Here is an 18,326-nt window from a genome sequence, read left to right on the forward strand (position 1 = left end):
AAGCAGCGATGATGCCCGAAACCTGGCTCGACCTGGACCCGGACGCGCCGTTCGGCCTGGCGACCCTGCCCTACGGGGTGTTCGGCACCGACCCCGACCCCGCGCCGCGCGTCGGTGTGGCGATCGGCGGCCACGTCCTGGACCTCGGCGCGGCCGCCCGCGCCCTGGGCGCGCCGTTCGCCGACACCGTCTCAGGGGCCGGCCTCGACGCCCTCCTGGCCGCCGGGAGACCCGTCTGGGATGCGGTGCGCGCCGCCCTGACCACATGGTTCACCGATCCCGCGTACGCCGACGCGCTCCGCCCGCACCTGGTCGACCGGTCCCGGACGCGCTTGCACCTGCCGTTCACGGTCGCCGACTACGTGGACTTCTACGCCTCGGAGCACCACGCGAGCAACGTCGGTCGGATGTTCCGTCCCGACCAGGAGCCCCTCACGCCCAACTGGAAGCACCTGCCCATCGGGTACCACGGCCGGTCCGGCACCGTCGTGGTCTCGGGGACCGACATCGTGCGCCCCACCGGGCAGCGCAAACCCCCCACCGAACCCGTGCCGTTCTTCGGGCCCTCCGCGCGGCTGGACATCGAGGCCGAGGTGGGGTTCGTGGTCGGCACGCCCACCGCCATGGGCGAACGGGTCGGCGTGGACGACTTCGCCGACCACGTGTTCGGGGCGTTCCTCCTGAACGACTGGTCCTCCCGCGACCTCCAGGCCTGGGAGTACGTGCCGCTGGGGCCGTTCCTGGGCAAGTCCTTCGCCACCTCCGTCTCCCCGTGGGTCGTGCCGCTGGCCGCGCTGGAGTCGGCCCGCGTCGAGCAGCCCGCCCAGGACCCCGAGCCGCTGCCCTACCTGCGCGGCGGCCAGCCCTGGGGGCTGGACCTGGACCTGGAGGTGCGGATCAACGGCCACGTGGTCTCGCGGCCGCCGTTCGCCACGATGTACTGGACGGCCGCGCAGCAGCTCGCGCACATGACCGTCAACGGGGCGTCGCTGCGGACCGGCGACGTGTATGCCTCCGGCACGGTCAGCGGTCCCGAGCGCGATCAGCGCGGGTGCCTGCTGGAGCTGACGTGGAGCGGCAAGGAGCCGCTGCGGCTGCCGGACGGGACCGAGCGCACGTTCCTGGAGGACGGGGACGAGGTGGTCATCACCGCGACCGCGCCGGGGCCTGGCGGGAGCCGTGTGCACTTCGGCGAAGTCACCGGCCGGATCCTGCCCGCCCGCTGACCCGCGGACCGCGGCCCCGCGCACCCCGGGCGGACGTGCGCGGGGCCGCCACGCGGTCCCTCCGGCTCTCCCGTTCGGGCAACCGTGTGCGCGTCCCCGGCGTCGAAGGTCCGTCGCGCACCACCGGTGCGCGGCGGTAGGAAAGGCCCCGGTCCCCCGATGAAGCTCACGAAGCACCGCGACGGCCCACGCCCCGTCTTCGACCCCACCCTCCCGGCGGACATGCTGCGGGGTCTGCGCGAGGACGCCGTCGGGATCCGCGAGGCGAGCCGGCGGTTGACCCGGATCGGGGAGTACATGCGCCCGGTGGACGCGGCCTCCACCGCGCATCGGGAGTGGGAACAGCTCTCCCGGTTGGCCGGAGGCACGGACGACGACGCCGACCTGGTCGCGCGCACCGGCTCCGAGCCCGCGGGGCCGCTGTCGCATGACCTCCGTGGGGATCCCGCCCTGCACGCGGCGCGGGCCGCCATCGAGGAGCGCGTCCGCGAGGCCCACGAGGCCGCCGTCTGGCTGACCGCGGCGACCCGGGACGACCACGGGAGCGTGCGTCCACGGGGGATCAGGCCTCGGTAGAGAGCTCGACGAGGAGGCGAGCGGTTCCAGCGGGGTCGATGATCTGGTGGAGGTGCGCGCCGGGCAGGTGCGCCACGCGCCAGCCGCGTGCACGGGCCTCGGCGGCGAGGTCGCCGTACGGAGGGCTGAACAGCACGAAGGAACAGGGGTGGTCGTCCCAGCCGGCGGGGACCGGGATGCGCTGCTCGTAGTAGGACAGAGGCAGGGTCGGCTGCTCCTCGGTGACGGTTCGCCTGACCTCCGGGTCGGTGAACATGGGTGCGAGGTCCGACTCGTCCCACCAGTCAGTCCACCGCCGCAGTCGGCCGTCCGCAGCCATGGGACGCAGGAATTCCAGGAACTCGGGTGTGGCGACGGGTGTCGGTCCGATCCGGGCCGGCAGCGCGGCATCGACGAAGGTCGACCCGGTCACCGGATGGTCGAGGCCCGAGCGGATCACCGGCAGGAACATGCCGGCGTTGCTGTGCGCCACCAGTACGACGGGGTGGTCGACGGGGACCTTCCGCAGAGCGTCGCGGACGGCGTCCACGACGCGGGGCCAGAAGGGAGGCCTTCCGGCACCGACATGCAGCAGGGAAGGCACCCGCACCCGGTGTCCCGTCGCTGTCAGGTGCTCGGCCACGGGGCGCCAGGTGGAGGGGCCCACGGCGGGACTGTGCACGAGAACAAAGATCGGCCGCATGGGACGATCCTGCCGCCATCGTCGTGGGATGGGTGAGGTCTCGGCTGACAGCAGAACCCGTCGCTTCTTGGTCGACCCGTCCGGGCCCGGCAGTGCCCGTGTCGACCCGTGTCGGGAGGGCGCGGGCATCGGGCCTCACGCGAGCTGCTGTGCCAGGGCGACGATGATGCCCTCGGGGCCGCGGACGTAGCAGAGCCGGTAGCTGTCCTCGTACCGCGCCACCTCGCCGAGGAGTTCGGCGCCGTGGGCCCGCAGGCGGGCCAGGACGTCGTCGACGTCGTCGACGGCGAACATGATGCGACGGATGCCCAGCGTGTTCGGCGGCGCGTCCTCCGGGGCGGCGCTGATCGCCGTCGGAGCGCGGAACCTCGTCAGCTCGATCCGGCCGTGGCCGTCCGGGGTCCGCATCATGGCGATGTCGGCCCGGACGCCGTCGAGCCCGACGACCTGGTCCACCCACCGTCCCTCGACCGGCGCCTCGCCCTCCAGCTCCATGCCGAGTTCGGCGAAGAAGGCGATGGCGGCTCCGAGGTCGTCGACGACGACGCCGACGTGGTCCATCCGTTGAATCGTCATGCCCCGGAGCATAGGTCGGATGGCCGACGATCGGGCGCGGGACGCGTGCGCGACCACCGCGTGAACCGCGCGCCGCCCTGGCCCGCGCCGCGCGGTTCGGGGATCCGCGGCCCCGCACCCGTGGACGCGCAGGCCGCCCCGGACCGGGGACCGGGGCGGCATCCGCGGAGGTCCGGGACCCGGATCACTCCGGTCGACGACCCACCGCCACGTCCACCTGGTTCACCGCGTTGGCGGAGGCGATGGAGAACAGCAGGTGCGCCAGCTCGCCCTCGCTGAACCGCGCCCTGGCCTCCTCCCACACGCGGTCGGGCACGGGCCCGCGCCCCGCGACGGTCATCGCCTCGACCAGGTCCAGCGCCGCCCGCTCCTTGGGGGTGAACAGGTCGGTCTGCCGCCACACGGCGATCGCGTGCAGCCGGCGGTCGCTCTCGCCCTTGCCCACCGCGATCTGGGTGCGCTGGTCGACGCCGTGGGCGTTACCGGTGAGCTGGGCCGCCCGTACCAGGACGAGTTCGGTCAGCAGGGGGTCCAGGAAGCCCACCGCCTTGTCGAGGAGGGCGGCCAGGGCCGTGTTCAACTGCGGAGCCACCTGACGCGGCTCCATGCGGGGTCCGATCGCAACGTCACTCATGGTGGAGAGATTAGCGCTTTGGGTGACGCAATGGGAGTGGTTTCCATGTTCATAGTTCCCGGAGGACCGCCACCAGCGCGTCGATCTCCTCGGGTGTGTTGTACACGTGCAGGCTCACCCGCACCGACCCGTCTCTCGGCTCCGCCCCCGCCTGGCAGTGGCTGTCCGACCGGACCATGAACCCGCGGCTGTACAAGATGAACCCCAGGTCACCCGAGTCGATCCGCTCGTGCCGGAACGCGACGATCGACGAGCGCCGCGGCACGGCGGAGTCCTCGGCCAGACTCAACTGGCATCCCAGCACCTCGAAGGCGGGCAGTACGCCCAACGCCTCGGTCAGCCGCGCCGCCAGGCCCGCGCACCAGCGGTCGATCCGCTCCACACCGGCCGCGTCCAACCAGTCCAGCGCCGCCGCCAGACTGACGATCCCCGCCGTGTTCGGCGTGCCGTCCCACCCGCCGGGGGTGAAGCGCGGCCCGCGGGCCTGCCGCGCCCACACCGCCCCGCTCCCGGGCAGCGCCAGCGCCTTGTGCCCGGAGAAGACGACGAAGTCCACGTCGAGCTCGGCCACCGACACCGGCAGGTGCCCCACGCTCTGCGCCGCGTCCAGACAGATCACCGCGTCCGGACCGACCGCCTCGCGCACCCGGCGGACGTTCATGTCGCCCCCGTACACGTGGTGCACGTGGGTGAGCGCCACGAACCGCGTGCGCGGCCCGGCCAGCGCGGCCAAGGCGCCGGTGTCGTAGTCGCCGGACCCGGCCTGCCGGGGCATCTCCGCCACCCGCACCCCGACCCCGCACCGCTCCAGCGCGTCGCGCGCCTCCAGCCACGGCGACAGGTTGGCCTGGTGGTCGGCGAACGGCACGACGATCTCGTCCCCGTCCTCCAGCAGCCCGGCCAGCCAGTCGAGGGCGACCCTGCGCAGCCCCTCGGTCGTCCCGCTGACGAAGTGCACGGACGACCGCGCGGGCTCCGGATCTCCGAGGAACGCCTTGACCCGCTCCCGGGTGCGCTCCACCGTCGCCGTCGTCGCGTTCGCCCAGGGGTAGGTGCCCCGTCCGGCGTTGGCGTTGCCGGTGACCAGGTACTCCTGGACCGCGTCCAGCACGGCACGCGGCTTCTGCGAGGTGGCCGCGCTGTCCAGGTAGGCCAGGTCCGGGCGGCCGGTGATGATCGGGAACTGCCCGCGCAGCGACCGCTGCCAGTCCCCGAGCTCCTCCCACGGCCGCCCCACGCTAGTCACGCACCAGCGGGGCGCCCGCGTCGCGCCAGGCGATGATGCCCCCGGCCAGGCTGCGCACGGCGGGGTGGCCCATCCGGGTGAGCAGGGCGGCGTAGCGCGCCGACTGCTCGCCGACCGGGCACGCCAGCAGCACGGGCTGCCGGGTGCTGAACGGCAGTCCGCCGCGCAGCATCTCGTCGAAGAGCTCGTCGACGATGTTCATCGAGCCCTCGATGTGCAGCGCCGCGTAGGCGAACGGGCTGCGCAGGTCGACGACGAGCGGGCGCTCCCGAGCGATCCAGGTGCGTGCCGCGTCCGCCTCCAGCGCCGGTGCGGCCAGGACCTCCTCCTCGGTCAGGCTCGCCACGGAGTTGGCCGCGGGCGGCCGGTGGAACAGATCCGGGCGCAGCCGCCGCACGTAGCTGAGGTAGCTCTCGCACCGGTCGCACACGATGAACACGGCGCTCGCCCGCCCGGTCAGCGTCGCGTCGACCCCGCGCAGGTGGCGCACCGCTCCGAAGTAGGCCGCGCCGCCCGTCGGACCGGACAGGATCCCGCACCGGCGCACCAGTGTCAGCATCCCCTCGACCGCGTCCTCGGCGCCGACGTCCTCGATCGCGTCGTAGACCGCCGGGTCGAACAGCCCCACCTCGTGCACCTCGTCGATGGTGCGGATGCCCGGGATGAAGTCCGACTTGGCTCCGACCAGCCCGACCACGCGCGTGCCCGGGTCGTGCGCGCGCAGCACCCGCGCCACCCCGGTGGAGGAGCCTGCGGTGCCCACGCACGCCACGAAGTACTCCGGGGCGCGTCCGCCCAGGTCGGCGACGATCTCCGGCCCCGTCCCCGCCGCGTGCGCGTCGGCGTTGCCCGGGTTGAAGTACTGGTCGGTGTGCAGGTGGGCGCTGCCGGGGGCCGACAGCTCCTGGTGGATGAGGGTGAGCGGGTCGTCGGTGAGCGTCGGGTCCAGGCACTCGGTGCGCCCCGGCAGCTCCTCGATCTCCGCGCCCAGCAGCAGGAGCAGGTCCTTGATCTCGGGCACCCGCATCCGGTTGGTCACGCTCCGGAACGGCAGTCCGTGCATGCCCGCGATGGCCGCCAGCGCCTTGGCCGTGTTGCCGCTGGACAGCTCCACGACCGTGGCGCCCGACCGCCGTGCCCCGGCCAGCCCCGGCCGCGCCATGTTCCACGCCGCCCGGTCCTTGACCGACCCGAACGGGTTGAGCATCTCCAGCTTCGCGTACAGGTCGATGTTGCGCAGGCCGTGCACGGCCGGGTCAATGCGCACGAGCGGGGTGTCGCCGATGGCGTCGGTGATGCTGTCGTACCTCACGCCGCCCTCCCTTCCGGACGCGAGACGGGGGAGTAGTGCTCGTCCAGGGTCCACCGCCAGCGTCCCGGTTCCCCGTCGACGGCGACCTTGCGCGCCGGCGGCTGGCGCTGGGCGTGCGTGGCGCCGAAGTCCATGCAGTAGCCAGCGGTGTTGGCGAACGCCAGGAGGTCGCCGGGCCGGGGCCGGCGGGGGAGGAAGACCCTGCGGCGGGTGATGAGGTCGCTCTCCAGGCACAGGCTGCCGGTGAGGAACACCCCGGTGGGCTCCTTCTCCCCGGTGCCGGGTCCGCCGCGGTCCGGGCCGGGGCTCCCGCGGTCCAGGAGCACAGGGTCGACGAGCACGCCGTGGTCCTCCAGACCGATGTCGGTGGCCTTGGCGGCGAGCCGCAGCATGGGTGCGCCGGTCTCCGTGCGACGGGTCTCCAGCACGCGCGCCAGGGTGAGGCCGCACTGGTCGAGCAGGGCGCGGCCGGGTTCGACGTACAGGTCGTAGAGGTTCTCCAGCAGCAGGGCGCCCAGACCGCGGCCCAGGGTCGGCGCGGTGCGCGACAGCAGGGCGTCCAGGTAGGCGGGGCCCGCGTCGGGGCGGTAGGCGGGGTACAGGCCGAGCGAGCCGCGCACGGTGCCGCCCTCGGCGCGCAGGCCGTAGCCGTGCCCGCCCCACGTCAGCGGCGGTCGCTCGCCCAGGACGGCGCGGGTCAGCTCGGTGGTGTAGCGGTCCCACCCGTCGCGGTCGTCGACGTAGCCCACCCCGAACCCGCCGCCGACGTCGACGATCCGGGGCTGGAACCCCCGGGCGCGCAGCGCGTTCATCGCGTACAGGCAGCCTTCGAGCGCGACGGCCTTCTCGTCGAGGCTGACGGTGTCCAGGTGGTAGGCCGTGCCGACGGGCTCGACCGCGTCGCGGTGCCGGTCCAGGTCGTCCAGGATGCCGTCCAGTGCGGCGGCGGGCACGCCGAAGCGGCTCTCGCGCGACCGGACGGCCACCCCCGGCGCCGTGAATCCGGACAGCCGGACCAGGACGCGTACCGGCGTCAGCCGGTGGTCGCGGACGAGGCCCGCGAGGGCGTCCAACTCGGCGCGGCCGTCGATGTGGACGGTGGCGCCCACCAGAGCGGCCAGCCACAGGAAGTCGGTGTCCTTGGGGCCGGAGGCGACGATCCGGTCGCCGGTGAACCCGGCGCCGAGCACGTGCCGCAGTTCGCCGACCGAGGCGGTGTCGACGCCCGCGCGGGTCGCCGCCAGCCGCCGGACCAGGGCGCCGGAACGGTTGGCCTTGTGCGCGAAGAACTCGCGTCCGCCCAGCCGGTGTGTGCGGCGGACGTCGGCGAAGCGCTCGGCGTTCTCCGCGATCCGGTCGGGCAACAGGACGTCGAGGGGGGAGCCGAGCGCGTCGGTCAGGGTGTGCAGGAGGTCGGACGAGCCCAGCAGGGGCGCCAGCGGGGGTTCCAGCCGCGGTCGCAGGTACAGGGGGGCCTCGTCCACCCGGCTCTTCCTCCCCAGAGCGGAACACTCTCGACAGTCCTCCCGACTCCTTTCCAGTTGCCGCGTGCCTTACCCCCGCATGACCGCGGCTTCACACGGGGTAGCGCGGTCACGGGGGAGGTCTGTCGAGGAAGACGGTACTGCGACCCCCGCAAACTGTGACCAGGGTCACATTCGGGGTGGGGTTGGGGGCGGGCGCCGGGCCGTGGGCGCGACCTCCGGACGAGGCGGCCCAGACGGGCGCTCCCCGCGCAACCCCGACGGCGGTCGGCGTCCCCTTTCGGCCAATCGCCTGTCAACACCCGGTCCGCTGGTCATAATCAGGTCCACACCCGTCGTCCGATGGGAGATCCCCCGAAATGCCCTCATCGCACAGTCCACGCAGGTCCCACCACACGAGGGGGGACCGTGCGCACGCCGTTCCCCGTCCTCGCGGGCGTGGGAGAGGAGACCGGGCCGCCCACCGCGCCTCCCCGCCGCGGTCCCGACCCGCTGGCGGGCGGATCGGCGTCCTGTCCGTCCCGCGCCCGGCACGCCGCGGCGCGGCCGTGCTCGCCGCCGCCCTGCTCGTCCTCGGACCGGGCGGCGCTCGGGCCGCGGCGACCGACACCGACCCGGTCGCGCCCACGATCGACCCCTTCATCGACCAGTTCACGCCGGATCCCGAACTCCAGGAGACCCCCGAGGCAGAGCACGCGGCGCGGGAGGTGACGACGCACGAGCACCTGCTGTGGGCGCCGACCTCGTCCATCGTCAAGACCATCGTGGTCAGGGACGCTCCTGCCTGCGCCCTCCCCGAGGGAGCGGAAGGCCCCTCCGCGGACGGGAGCAGGGGGGTGCGGCTCGACGGCGCGATTCCCGTCGGCGAAGGGCGCGAAGACGTCCCGGTCCCCGAACCGACCGTGTACTACGCCGACCCCGACGACCTCGTCATCGAGATCGACGAGCCGCTCCAGGCGCCCCCGGGGGAGACGGTCACGATCACGGTCGAATGCCTGACGACCGACGACACGTGGGTGCCGGTCGGCGAGGGTTCGTACTTCGTCGAGTTCGGCACGGACGTCCTCCCCTTCGGCCTGGACTTCCCCACCGCGGTCGACTTCGGTCCGGTCGTGGACAACGGGCGCGTGCCGCTCAGCCTCGCCGAGATCCCCACCGACGGGCCGGTCGGATACCCCGTGACCGACCTGGACATCGCCGACGTGCGCGCGGACCTCGACGGGGAGCCCGCGACGGTCACCGGGACGGACGAGGACGCGCGGGTCGTGTTCCCGCAGGACGCGGAACCGGGCCTGCACCTGCTGACCCTGAGCTACGCCGAGCCCGCCCTCTGGGAGGTGACCGTGCCCGTCATCAACGGGTACGCCGCCCCCGCGGTCGAGCCGCCGCCGATCGCACGGGCCGAGGCTGACGGCGACGGCGACGGCGTCCCCCGTCTGGAGGACCTGCGCACCGACCCGGTCACCCTCCTCGTCGCGGTCGCCGTCACCGCCGCGGCGATCGGCGTCGTGTGGCTGCTGGTCGGCTTCCCCTCCGACATCTTCAACAAGTCGATCGAGGGCAACCAGGGGCGCGTCCGCGGGTGGTGGCACCGCCTCCGCGCCTTCGTCACCGGCCGCCGCGGCGAGCGCCGCGCCTTCCTCACCCTGTCCGCGGGTACGGCCTTCGTCGTCTTCTGGATCCTGTCGGCGGCCCTGCCGGTGCTGCTCAACTGGAACCCCGACCCCGAGGCGACGCCGCTGCTGGACTTCCTCGCCCTCCTGATCGCCGTGTTCGCCGTCACCGTCGTCTACGCGTGGGTGGTCAACGCCCGCGACTGGGCGTGGTCCCAGGTCCCCGGGCGCTTCGAGGTCCTTCCCGCCGGACTGGCCATCGTCGCCGTGTGCTCCGCGGCCTCCGCCGCGGCGGACTTCGAGCCCGGCTACTTCTACGGCCTCATCGCGGGGTTCGCCGCCGTCGCCGACCGCGCCGCGAAGGTGGACCTGCCCGAGGCCGAACGGGACGGCTTCGTCCGGGAGAACGAGGGCCGCGCCACCCGCCTGGGCGCCTTCACCGTGCTCGCCCTGAGCGTCGTGTGCTACCTGTTCTGGAACTCCCTCAGCGCGGTCGTCGAGGACGGCGGCGCGCCCTTCGGGGTCCTGCTCATGGAGAAGGCGCTGTTCGCCACCACCGTGATGGGCGTCCAGACCGTCGTCTTCGGGTTGCTGCCGATGCGGTTCCTCGACGGCCACCGGCTCTGGCGCTGGGGGCGGGCGCACTGGGCGCTGGCGTTCGTCCCGGGCCTGTTCGTCTTCGTCTACCTGCTCCACATGCACCCCGACCAGGTGGCGGGCAAGACCACGCCCGAGTCCCTCCTGTCGACGGCCGCGCTCTTCGTCGGCTTCGGCGTCCTGTCCCTGGTCGTGTGGGCCTTCTTCGTCTGGCGCGCCCGCCGTGCTCCCGTCGAGGTGCCCCAACCCGTGGCGGTGTCCCAGCCCGTCGCGGTGTCCGCGTCGACGCCCGCGGAGGCGGCCGCGGCCGAGCCCGCGCAGGCCGCGCGGACCGATGCCGGCTCGGACGGGGCCGCCCCGGAGGACGGCCCCGCGGAGCCGGTGCCCGCCGATCCCGAGCCGACGTCCCCTGAGCCCGCTCCCGGCCCGGTGGACACGGACCGCGAGGAACCCGCGGAGCCCGAAGGGGGCGAGGCCGACGAGGAGCCGCCGACGGCGGCCCCTCGGGACACGGCCGACGCACCGGAGGAGGCCCCGCGCACCGACCCCGCCGTCGAAGGCGACGCCGGTCCCGTCGGGCCCGCGGAGCCCGCGGAGCCCGCCGAGCCGGTCGACGCGGATCCGACCTCCGCCGCACTGACCGAGGAGGGTTCCCGACAGGACTGACCGGCCGCCGGCCGCAGGCGGGCCTGTCCCGTCGCCGACCGGCTACTCCTTCGCGCCCAGGGCCCGGAGCAGGTACGGGAGCAGGCGGTCGGCCATGTCCGCGCCCGGGTCGGCGCCGGGCACGTGCGGGATGAGGAACGTGTGCGTGACCATCGGCCCGATCACCATCTCCCCGACCACCACCGGGTCCTCCACCGGCGCGATCTCCCCGCGCTCGGCCGCCCGGTCCAGCAGCGCCGCCACCCGGTTCTGGAGGGGCATCACGTACGCGTCGAACAGCACGTCCGCCAGCGCCTGGTTGTGCGCGGCCTCGCCCACGACCGCCCGCAACAGCCGCCCCGAGGGGCCGTCGAGCGCGCGGGCCTTGTCGTGCAGCACCCGGCCCAGGTCCGAGCGCAGGCTCCCCGTGTCGTGGTCCGGCCCCAGGTCCTCGGCCCAGGCCTGCGCGGCCCCCACCACCAGGTGTTCCTTCGACCGCCAGCGCCGGTACAGCGTGGCCGTGGAGACCCCGGCGCGCTTGGCGACCGCCGCCGTGGTCAGTCCGCTGTACCCGTGCAGCTGCAGTTCGGCGAGCGTGGCGTCCATCAGCGCGCGGTCCCGGGCCGCGTCCCGTGGCCGCCCCCGCGCGGGGGCGCCGGACGCGCCGGGCAGATGGTCGGTGGTCATGCCGGAATCCTATGCGCACGGCCTGTTGGAAACGAAACGATTTCGTTTAGTATCGAGCCCATGACGGAGACCCACGCCCACAGCGAACCGCTGACCGACACCACCGCGATCCCCGGGATCGTCGACCGCCTGCGCGCCGCCTTCGCCAGCGGGCGCACCAAGCCGATCGCCTGGCGCCGCGAGCAGCTGCGCGCCCTGCGCCGCCTGCTCACCGAGGAGCGCCCCACCCTGGAGAAGGCGCTCAAGGCCGACCTGGGCAAGAGCCCCGTCGAGGCGCACACCACCGAGATCGGGTTCGTGGTCAACGAGATCGACCACACCCTCAAGCACCTCGCGTCCTGGCTGCGTCCCCAGCGCGTCCCGGTGCCGATGGCCCTGGCCCCCGCCAAGGCGCGCCGCGTGCGCGAACCCCTGGGCACCGTCCTGATCATCGCCCCCTGGAACTACCCGGTGAACCTGTCGCTGGCGCCCCTGGTCGGCGCCATCGCCGCCGGGAACACCGCACTCATCAAGCCCAGCGAGCTCGCCCCCGCCACCTCCGCCGCCCTGGCCGAGCTGCTCCCGCGCCACCTGGACACCGAGGCGGTCGCGGTCGTCGAGGGCGGTGTCCCGGAGAGCACCACGCTGCTCGAACAGCACTTCGACCACATCTTCTACACCGGCAACGGCGCCGTCGCCCGCATCGTCATGGCCGCCGCCGTCAAACACCTGACCCCGGTCACCCTCGAACTGGGGGGCAAGAGCCCCGCCGTCGTCGAGCCCGGCGTCGACCTGGCGACCACCGCCCGCCGACTGGCCTGGGGCAAGTACACCAACGCCGGACAGACCTGCGTGGCCCCCGACTACGTCCTGGCCGTCGGCGACACCGCCGACGGGCTGGAGCGCGAACTGGCCGCCGCCATCACCGAGATGTTCGGCGACGACCCCCGCACCAGCCCCGACTACGGCCGGATCGTCAACGAACGCCACTTCGACCGGCTCACCGCGCTGCTCGGCTCCGGCACCGTCGTCGCCGGGGGAGACCACGACCGCGACACCCTGTACATCGCCCCGACCGTGCTGGGCGGCGTCCCGGCGGACGCCCCCGTCATGGCCGAGGAGATCTTCGGCCCCGTCCTGCCCGTCATCCGCGTCCCCGACCTGGACGCCGCCATCGCCTTCGTCAACGAGCGCGACAAGCCCCTGGCGCTGTACGCCTTCACCGACTCCGAGGAGACCAAGCGCCGCCTGACCGCCCGGACGTCCTCCGGGGCGCTGGCCTTCGGCCTGCCGGTCGCCCACCTGGCCGTCCCCGACCTGCCCTTCGGCGGCGTCGGCGAGAGCGGCATGGGCGCCTACCACGCGGCGGCCTCCGTCGACACCTTCTCGCACACCAAGTCGGTGCTCGACAAGTCCCTCGTCCTGGACACGATGCGGGTCGCCTACGCGCCCATCACCGACCTCAAGGAGCGCATCCTGCGCCGCATGCTCTGAAGCGGCCCGGACCGTCGCCTCACTCGTGCCGGGCGTCGGTGTACACGTCGCCCGGCTCCAGCGTGCCGTCGAACAGCTCGGTGACCGACACGAAGTGGAACCCCTGCCGGTGCAGCTCCGTCAGGACGTCCGGGATCGCCCGCACCGACGACTCGTGGATGTCGTGGAACAGCACCACGCTGCCGGACGTGCTGTGCTCGATGGCGTACTCGGCCACCTCGTGGGTGTCCCGGCTGCGCCAGTCCATGGTGTCCACGTCCCACAGGATGATCGGCAGGCCCACGTTCTTGCGCACGGTCCCGTTCAGCGCCCCGTACGGCGGCCGCATCGAGGGCGGGTCCGAGCCGATCACGTCGCGCACCGCCCTGTTCGTGCGCGCCATGTCCGACTCGATCGCCTCCGCCGACTTCCCGCTCAGGTCGTCGTGGTCCCAGGTGTGGTTGCCCAGCTCGTGCCCCTCGGCGGCCATCCGCTCCACGGCCTCGGGGAACTCGTCGACCAGGGAGCCCAGCACGTAGAACGTCGCCGTGGCGTCGTACTCGCCGAGGGTGTCCATGAGGGCGTCGGTGTGCTCGCCGGGCCCGTCGTCGAAGGTCAGCGCCACGCACTTGAGCCGCCCGCAGTCCAGGGTGTCGCGCTCGTCGGAGGATCCGTCGCCCAGCGGCACGTCGGGGTCGGGCCCGGACAGCGCCGCCTCCCGCGCACGGAAACCCAGCTCGGACAGGACCTCCTCGGCGTCCTCGGGCCCGACCGGCAGCACCACCTCCGCGACACCTCCCGCCCCCGGCACCTGCGTGGGGTCCATGCGCACGGCCAGACCGCCGCCGGTGCTGAACGCCAGGTCCTCCAACGGGGAGCCGTCCCACGCCTCGGCGACCTCCCGCGCCCGTTCGGCGTCCAGGAGGCCGCTCCGCGCCGTCTCCTCGGCCGCCTCGGCACGCGCTCGCGCCCCGGCTCCCGCCGTGTCGGGGGACTCCGATCCGTCCTCGGACCCGGCGTCGGTGGCCTCGGCCTCCTCACGGGCGCGCACGGCGGCCTCGCCGATCACCCCGGGCAGTTCCGCCAGGGGCACGTGGTAGTGCTCCCGGAGCACGTCCGCCAGGTGGACGTGCGCGCGTTCGACGGCCGCCTCGTCGCGGAAGAGCGCCGTCCAGGGCAGGACCCGCCCGGTGTCGGCGTCGAACCACAGGGTGGAGGCCTCCCGGGTCGCCCGCATGCCCGCCGTCGACACGGCGGTCAGCCGTGCCCCGACGACCTCGGTTGAGGCGGCGACCAGGGACACGTCCTGCCGCAGTTCGGGGCGCCCGCTCCCGGACAGCTCCTCGAGGAAGGCGGTCTGCCGCTCGGCCATGGCGGTGCGCACCTCCTCGCTGAGCGGGTGCCCGGAGCCCAGGAGGGGGTAGCGGTAGCCGACCACGCTGTGCTCGGTCTCCACTGTGTGCTCCCTGACGGTGAGCCCCGGCACCTCCTCGGGCGGGATACCGATCGCCTCGGCGTAGGGCGGCGCGTGCCCACCGGCGTGGCAGCCGGGCACCAGCAGGAGCTCCAGCGCCGCGCCGACGGAGAGCATTCGTCGCAGTAGGGTGTCGCACACGTGGGGACCCTATCGAAACGACCGCCCGAAACGTGCGCAGCGCGACGCGAACAGCACGGAGTGTCACGAATTGGCGAAGTCCGCTCCGCGGGGAACCGGGTCGTCCCCCCGCCCGCAACCCCCTCGGCACGGGGAAGAGCGTTCATGAACCTCGGTCACGGCACCGGCGGACACCAGCCGCGACCGAGCGGCCCCGCGCGCCGCGCACGCCCCGGTCCGGGACGGGCGCGCCCCGGCGCGGGGCCCGCCTTCAGCGGACGGTGGCCGCCACGATCTCCCTGACCTGCGCCAGCACCGCGGCGTGCTCCTCCGGGGACCTCGTGCCCGGCAGGTGGACGTGCCCCGCCGGGATCGACCGGCCCGAACGGTCGCGCAACAGGGTGTTGCGGTAGGCGATCTCGTTGGACAGGTAGTCCCCTCCGCCGCCCGCGCGGGCGGACGAACCCGCGGTGGGGCCCTGCGGACGCCGGACCTCCGCGCGCGACCCCGCCGGGACCTCGACCACCTCGGTGTTGGCCACCACCGGATACCGTCCCGACACCGTGTCCGCGATCCGTGCGCACGGCAGCGACGAGCGCGTCCACTCCGGCGCCCGCGACCCCGGCACCGGCGCGCGCCCCGTGCCCGTGCGCCCGACGTTGTCGGTGCCGCCGCCTCGCCACACCCCGTTCCAGACCTCCAGGTCGAACCGGTCGGGCCGCCCCCGGCTCAGGGTGACCACGGCGTCGGCCGCGGTGTGGTGGCGGCCCAGGGCCCGCTCCACCACGCCCTCGTCGAAGTCCGACCACCGCACGGGAAAGATCGCGGCGCGCACCACGGCGGTGCGATCGCCGACCGGGAAGGTCCATCCGTGCACGTCCAGGGCCGCTGCCCCCGAAGGGTTGGAGCACGCGACGTCCTCGTCCAGACGGAAGGGGTCGAAACCGGTCACGACCAGCCGGAGCCACCGCTCGCCCGGCGGGAAGTCGATGTCGGCGAAGCCCCGCGACTCCCACTCCAGCAGCCGCAGCAGATCGGCGCGCTGGCCGTCCGCGAGAGCGAACCCCGGCCGCCAGGCACGCAGCCGGGCGGAGAGCAGCAGGCGGGCCCAGTACAGCGGCCGGTCGTCGGTGTCCCCGGCCTCGGCTCGCGTCGCCTCGGTCCACAGGCGGGAGGCGTGCGCGGCGACCGCCTCCCGGGCCTGGCCGACGTCGGCGCTGTCCGCCAGGTCGGCGGCGAACAGGGGTTCCGCGGCGTCGAACCCGGAGCGGGCCAGGATCCGCCTCGGCTCGGGGAGCTCGGCTCGGGCCTCTTCGGGGGTGGTGTCGTGCTGCACGATTCCCTGTCTGGGTCGGGGAAGGGGAACGCCGATGGGTCGGGCCGGACGAGTTTAACGCCACCGGCGGCGGGCTCGGGGACGGGCCCGCCGCCGTCCGGGCCCCACCCGGGGGCGGGACCGGCGCGGCCGCGGTCGCCGTTGTCCACAACCTCGACATCGGGGGTGGACCACCGGCTCCGGACTTGGCAGTGTGAGACGTGACAGCCCGTCCCTCTCAACGGAGAGAGAAACACATGCCTACTGCTGCCCTCCCCGACACCGACGTCCTCGCCGAGCGCGCACGGACCGCGTTGGAACGGTGCGGAGTCGACCGCCTGCGCGAGCCGATCGGCGCGGCCGGGGCGGCGAGGACGCCCATCACGGGCCAGGTCCTGTTCCCCGTCGAGTTCGACACGCCCGCCTCCGTCGACCGGGCCGTCGGCGCCGCCGGGGAGTGCTTCGGCGCCACCTGGCGGGACACGCCCGCGCCCGAACGCGGGAAGCTCGTCCACCGGTTGGGTGAGCTGCTGCGCGAGCACAAGGCCGACCTGGCCGAGCTGGTGACGGTCGAGGCGGGCAAGATCACCTCCGAGGCGCTCGGCGAGGTCCAGGAGATGATCGACATCTGCGACCTCGCCGTGGGGATGTCCCGGCAGCTGTACGGGCGCACCATGCCCTCCGAACGCCCGGGGCACCGTCTCATGGAGACCTGGCACCCGCTGGGCGTCGTCGGAGTCATCACGGCGTTCAACTTCCCGGTCGCGGTGTGGGCGTGGAACACGTGCGTGGCCCTGGTCTGCGGGAACACGGTGGTGTGGAAACCCTCGGACCTGACCCCGCTGACGGCGCTGGGATGCCACGCCCTGCTCATGCGCGCCGCCGCCGACGTCGGCGCGCCCTCGGACGTCCACGCGGTGGTGCTGGGCGGTCGCGACGTCGGTGAGGCCCTGGTGGACGACGCCCGGGTGGCGCTGGTGTCGGCCACCGGTTCGGTGGCGATGGGCCGGACGGTCGGGCCCCGGGTCGCCGCGCGGATGGGTCGGTGCCTGCTGGAGCTGGGCGGCAACAACGCGGCCGTGGTCGCTCCCTCGGCCGACCTCGACCTCGTGGTACGCGGCAGCGTGTTCGCCGCGGCCGGCACGGCGGGCCAGCGCTGTACCTCGCTGCGCCGCCTGATCGTGCACGAGGACGTGGCCGACCAGGTCACCGAGCGCATCGTGGACGCCTACAAGCAGCTGCGCGAGCGGATCGGCGACCCGTTCGAGGAGTCGACCCTCGTCGGCCCGCTGATCGGCGAGCGCGGGTACTCGGGCATGGTCAAGGCGCTGGACCAGGCCAAGGCCGACGGCGGCGACGTGCTCGTCGGCGGCGGCCGCCGTCTGGAGGAGTCCGGGGCGGACGCCTACTACGTCGAGCCCACCGTGGTGCGGATGCCCGGCCAGACCGAGATCGTGCGGGAGGAGACCTTCGCGCCGATCCTGTACGTGCTGACCTACCGCACCCTGGACGAGGCGGTGGAGCTGCACAACGGCGTGCCGCAGGGGCTGTCGTCGGCGATCTTCACGCAGGACCAGGCCGAGGCCGAGCGGTTCCTGTCCTCGGCCGGATCGGACTGCGGCATCGTCAACGTCAACATCGGCACCTCCGGCGCGGAGATCGGCGGCGCGTTCGGCGGCGAGAAGGACACCGGCGGTGGGCGCGAGTCCGGCTCCGACTCGTGGAAGGCGTACATGCGCCGGGCGACCAACACCGTCAACTACGGTGGCGAGCTGCCGCTGGCCCAGGGGGTGCGTTTCCTCTAGATCCGGACCGGCGGGTCGCCGGTGTCGGGCGGCTGGCCCGTGTCCGGCCCAGCGCCGGATCGGTTCCGCGGGCCGATCGCGTCCGTCGGGTTGCGCGTGACCGTCGGGATGACCGTCCGGAGGGCACCGTGTGTCCGATGGGTCGTCGGTGGCCGTTGGGCCGCCAGTGTCTGGCGGGTTGGCCGTGACCGTCGGAACGCGGCAACAATCCTGCGGGTCTTCGTTCACGTAGGTCCCGATGCAGTCGGGGACCGTTCCGCGAACCGGTCTCCGTGGTGCGCGCGCCGCTCCGGGCGCGTGCACCACGGAGGATGCGCGCCACCCGCCGCGCGGACATCGCGGACTGCGCCGCGGTGCGTCCGTGCCGCCCGCCACACGGCCAGTGCGTCGTGGTGCCCACGATGCGGCTGGTCTCCGAGGAGCTCCGCGTCGGGCACCCGCACGGTGACCAGCAGGAACCACACCCCGTCGCGGCACAGCAGGTCGGACTCGCCGCGTTTGTGCTCGGCCGGCATGGTCAGCTGGTCGGGCGAGCAGGCGAACGGCACGTCCTTCAACCGGCCCTGGAGAATCCACGGCGGGACGGTGCGCTGGTCCAGGGCCAAGGACAGGTTGCGTGCGTCGCAGGGCTGGGCCGCGTCGGGGCGGAACTCCACCGGCGTGGACTCCACGCGCTTTCGCCGCGCCGATCCCTCCCTGCCGTAGGTTCCGGCCGTGAGGTTCGACGTCAGGGTGGTGTAGGCGTCGGCGACCTTCTCGATCACGTGTTGCGCCGCCTGCGGTCCCGCCCCCGCCTGGCGCAGACCGGCGGAGGCGAGCTCGCGCAGGGGCGGCCCGGAGAGCGGGGGGACCGGAGGGCGCGGGGGCGTCCTGAGGGCCCGG

Annotated in this window: 15 protein-coding genes; 5 read left to right on the forward strand and 10 right to left on the reverse strand. The window is 73.7% G+C overall.

From position 1 onward, the window contains the following. Positions 1–11 precede the first annotated feature (11 nt). A complete protein-coding gene (gene fahA, locus ACIBFB_RS09305; RefSeq protein ID WP_397228441.1) occupies positions 12–1,226 on the forward strand; it encodes a fumarylacetoacetase in 1,215 nt (404 codons plus the stop codon). 159 nt (positions 1,227–1,385) lie between these two features. After that, positions 1,386–1,802, forward strand: a complete 417-nt coding sequence (locus tag ACIBFB_RS09310; RefSeq protein ID WP_397228059.1) for a hypothetical protein — start codon at positions 1,386–1,388, stop codon at positions 1,800–1,802. On the opposite strand, the gene ACIBFB_RS09315 is transcribed toward ACIBFB_RS09310, so the two are convergent. The 6 genes from ACIBFB_RS09315 to ACIBFB_RS09340 form a co-directional block, all read right to left on the reverse strand. Then, complete coding sequence (locus ACIBFB_RS09315) at positions 1,789–2,484, reverse strand: alpha/beta hydrolase (protein WP_397228061.1); 696 nt, start codon at positions 2,482–2,484, stop codon at positions 1,789–1,791. The genes ACIBFB_RS09310 and ACIBFB_RS09315 overlap by 14 nt on opposite strands. Before the next feature lie 135 nt (positions 2,485–2,619). Beyond that, positions 2,620–3,045, reverse strand: a complete 426-nt coding sequence (locus tag ACIBFB_RS09320; RefSeq protein WP_397228443.1) for a VOC family protein — start codon at positions 3,043–3,045, stop codon at positions 2,620–2,622. Between the two features lie 199 nt (positions 3,046–3,244). After that, positions 3,245–3,694 (reverse strand): carboxymuconolactone decarboxylase family protein, encoded by a 450-nt coding sequence (locus tag ACIBFB_RS09325; RefSeq protein ID WP_397228063.1) that lies wholly within the window; start codon positions 3,692–3,694, stop codon positions 3,245–3,247. A gap of 49 nt (positions 3,695–3,743) precedes the next feature. Further along, positions 3,744–4,931, reverse strand: coding sequence for an aminotransferase class V-fold PLP-dependent enzyme (locus tag ACIBFB_RS09330; protein WP_397228065.1), 1,188 nt, complete (start codon positions 4,929–4,931; stop codon positions 3,744–3,746). Between the two features lies 1 nt (position 4,932). Further along, positions 4,933–6,252 (reverse strand): pyridoxal-phosphate dependent enzyme, encoded by a 1,320-nt coding sequence (locus tag ACIBFB_RS09335; RefSeq protein ID WP_397228067.1) that lies wholly within the window; start codon positions 6,250–6,252, stop codon positions 4,933–4,935. Next, positions 6,249–7,736 carry a hypothetical protein gene (locus ACIBFB_RS09340; protein ID WP_397228069.1) on the reverse strand — a complete coding sequence of 496 codons (1,488 nt, stop codon included), beginning with the start codon at positions 7,734–7,736 and terminating at the stop codon, positions 6,249–6,251. The genes ACIBFB_RS09335 and ACIBFB_RS09340 overlap by 4 nt, the downstream gene beginning before the upstream one ends. 548 nt (positions 7,737–8,284) lie before the next feature. Between ACIBFB_RS09340 and ACIBFB_RS09345 the strand changes: the two genes are divergently transcribed. Continuing rightward, complete coding sequence (locus ACIBFB_RS09345; protein WP_397228071.1) at positions 8,285–10,612, forward strand: FGLLP motif-containing membrane protein; 2,328 nt, start codon at positions 8,285–8,287, stop codon at positions 10,610–10,612. Between the two features lie 42 nt (positions 10,613–10,654). Here the strand turns inward: ACIBFB_RS09345 and ACIBFB_RS09350 are convergent, their stop codons facing one another. Continuing rightward, positions 10,655–11,278 carry a TetR/AcrR family transcriptional regulator gene (locus ACIBFB_RS09350; RefSeq protein ID WP_397228073.1) on the reverse strand — a complete coding sequence of 208 codons (624 nt, stop codon included), beginning with the start codon at positions 11,276–11,278 and terminating at the stop codon, positions 10,655–10,657. A gap of 60 nt (positions 11,279–11,338) precedes the next feature. Between ACIBFB_RS09350 and ACIBFB_RS09355 the strand changes: the two genes are divergently transcribed. Continuing rightward, positions 11,339–12,751, forward strand: coding sequence for an aldehyde dehydrogenase family protein (locus tag ACIBFB_RS09355; protein ID WP_397228075.1), 1,413 nt, complete (start codon positions 11,339–11,341; stop codon positions 12,749–12,751). Positions 12,752–12,770: 19 nt separating this feature from the next. Here the strand turns inward: ACIBFB_RS09355 and ACIBFB_RS09360 are convergent, their stop codons facing one another. Both ACIBFB_RS09360 and ACIBFB_RS09365 read right to left on the reverse strand, forming a co-directional pair. Next, the gene (locus ACIBFB_RS09360; protein WP_397228445.1) at positions 12,771–14,321 is read right to left on the reverse strand and encodes a polysaccharide deacetylase family protein; all 1,551 of its coding nucleotides are present in this window, start codon (positions 14,319–14,321) and stop codon (positions 12,771–12,773) included. 274 nt (positions 14,322–14,595) lie between these two features. Next, positions 14,596–15,660, reverse strand: a complete 1,065-nt coding sequence (locus ACIBFB_RS09365; protein ID WP_397228077.1) for a pyroglutamyl peptidase — start codon at positions 15,658–15,660, stop codon at positions 14,596–14,598. 236 nt (positions 15,661–15,896) lie between these two features. On the opposite strand from ACIBFB_RS09365, the gene ACIBFB_RS09370 reads away from it, so the two are divergent. Next, on the forward strand, positions 15,897–17,444 hold the full coding sequence (locus tag ACIBFB_RS09370; protein ID WP_397228079.1) for an aldehyde dehydrogenase family protein: 1,548 nt from the start codon (positions 15,897–15,899) through the stop codon (positions 17,442–17,444). A gap of 224 nt (positions 17,445–17,668) precedes the next feature. Here the strand turns inward: ACIBFB_RS09370 and ACIBFB_RS09375 are convergent, their stop codons facing one another. Next, entirely contained in the window at positions 17,669–18,208 is a 540-nt protein-coding gene (locus ACIBFB_RS09375) for a hypothetical protein (protein ID WP_397228081.1), read from the reverse strand. Positions 18,209–18,326: the final 118 nt, after the last annotated feature.

The sequence above is a fragment of the Nocardiopsis sp. NPDC050513 genome, assembly GCF_044457925.1.
Lineage (GTDB): Bacteria > Actinomycetota > Actinomycetes > Streptosporangiales > Streptosporangiaceae > Nocardiopsis.

Bases quoted from the DNA above. Each gene is read 5' to 3' on its own strand.
- ACIBFB_RS09355 (WP_397228075.1), top strand. From the start codon at position 11,339: ATGACGGAGACCCACGCCCACAGCGAACCGCTGACCGACACCACCGCG.
- fahA (WP_397228441.1), top strand. From the start codon at position 12: ATGCCCGAAACCTGGCTCGACCTGGACCCGGACGCGCCGTTCGGCCTG.
- ACIBFB_RS09315 (WP_397228061.1), bottom strand. From the start codon at position 2,484: ATGCGGCCGATCTTTGTTCTCGTGCACAGTCCCGCCGTGGGCCCCTCC.
- ACIBFB_RS09325 (WP_397228063.1), bottom strand. From the start codon at position 3,694: ATGAGTGACGTTGCGATCGGACCCCGCATGGAGCCGCGTCAGGTGGCT.
- ACIBFB_RS09350 (WP_397228073.1), bottom strand. From the start codon at position 11,278: ATGACCACCGACCATCTGCCCGGCGCGTCCGGCGCCCCCGCGCGGGGG.
- ACIBFB_RS09370 (WP_397228079.1), top strand. From the start codon at position 15,897: ATGCCTACTGCTGCCCTCCCCGACACCGACGTCCTCGCCGAGCGCGCA.
- ACIBFB_RS09320 (WP_397228443.1), bottom strand. From the start codon at position 3,045: ATGGACCACGTCGGCGTCGTCGTCGACGACCTCGGAGCCGCCATCGCC.
- ACIBFB_RS09310 (WP_397228059.1), top strand. From the start codon at position 1,386: ATGAAGCTCACGAAGCACCGCGACGGCCCACGCCCCGTCTTCGACCCC.
- ACIBFB_RS09360 (WP_397228445.1), bottom strand. From the start codon at position 14,321: ATGCTCTCCGTCGGCGCGGCGCTGGAGCTCCTGCTGGTGCCCGGCTGC.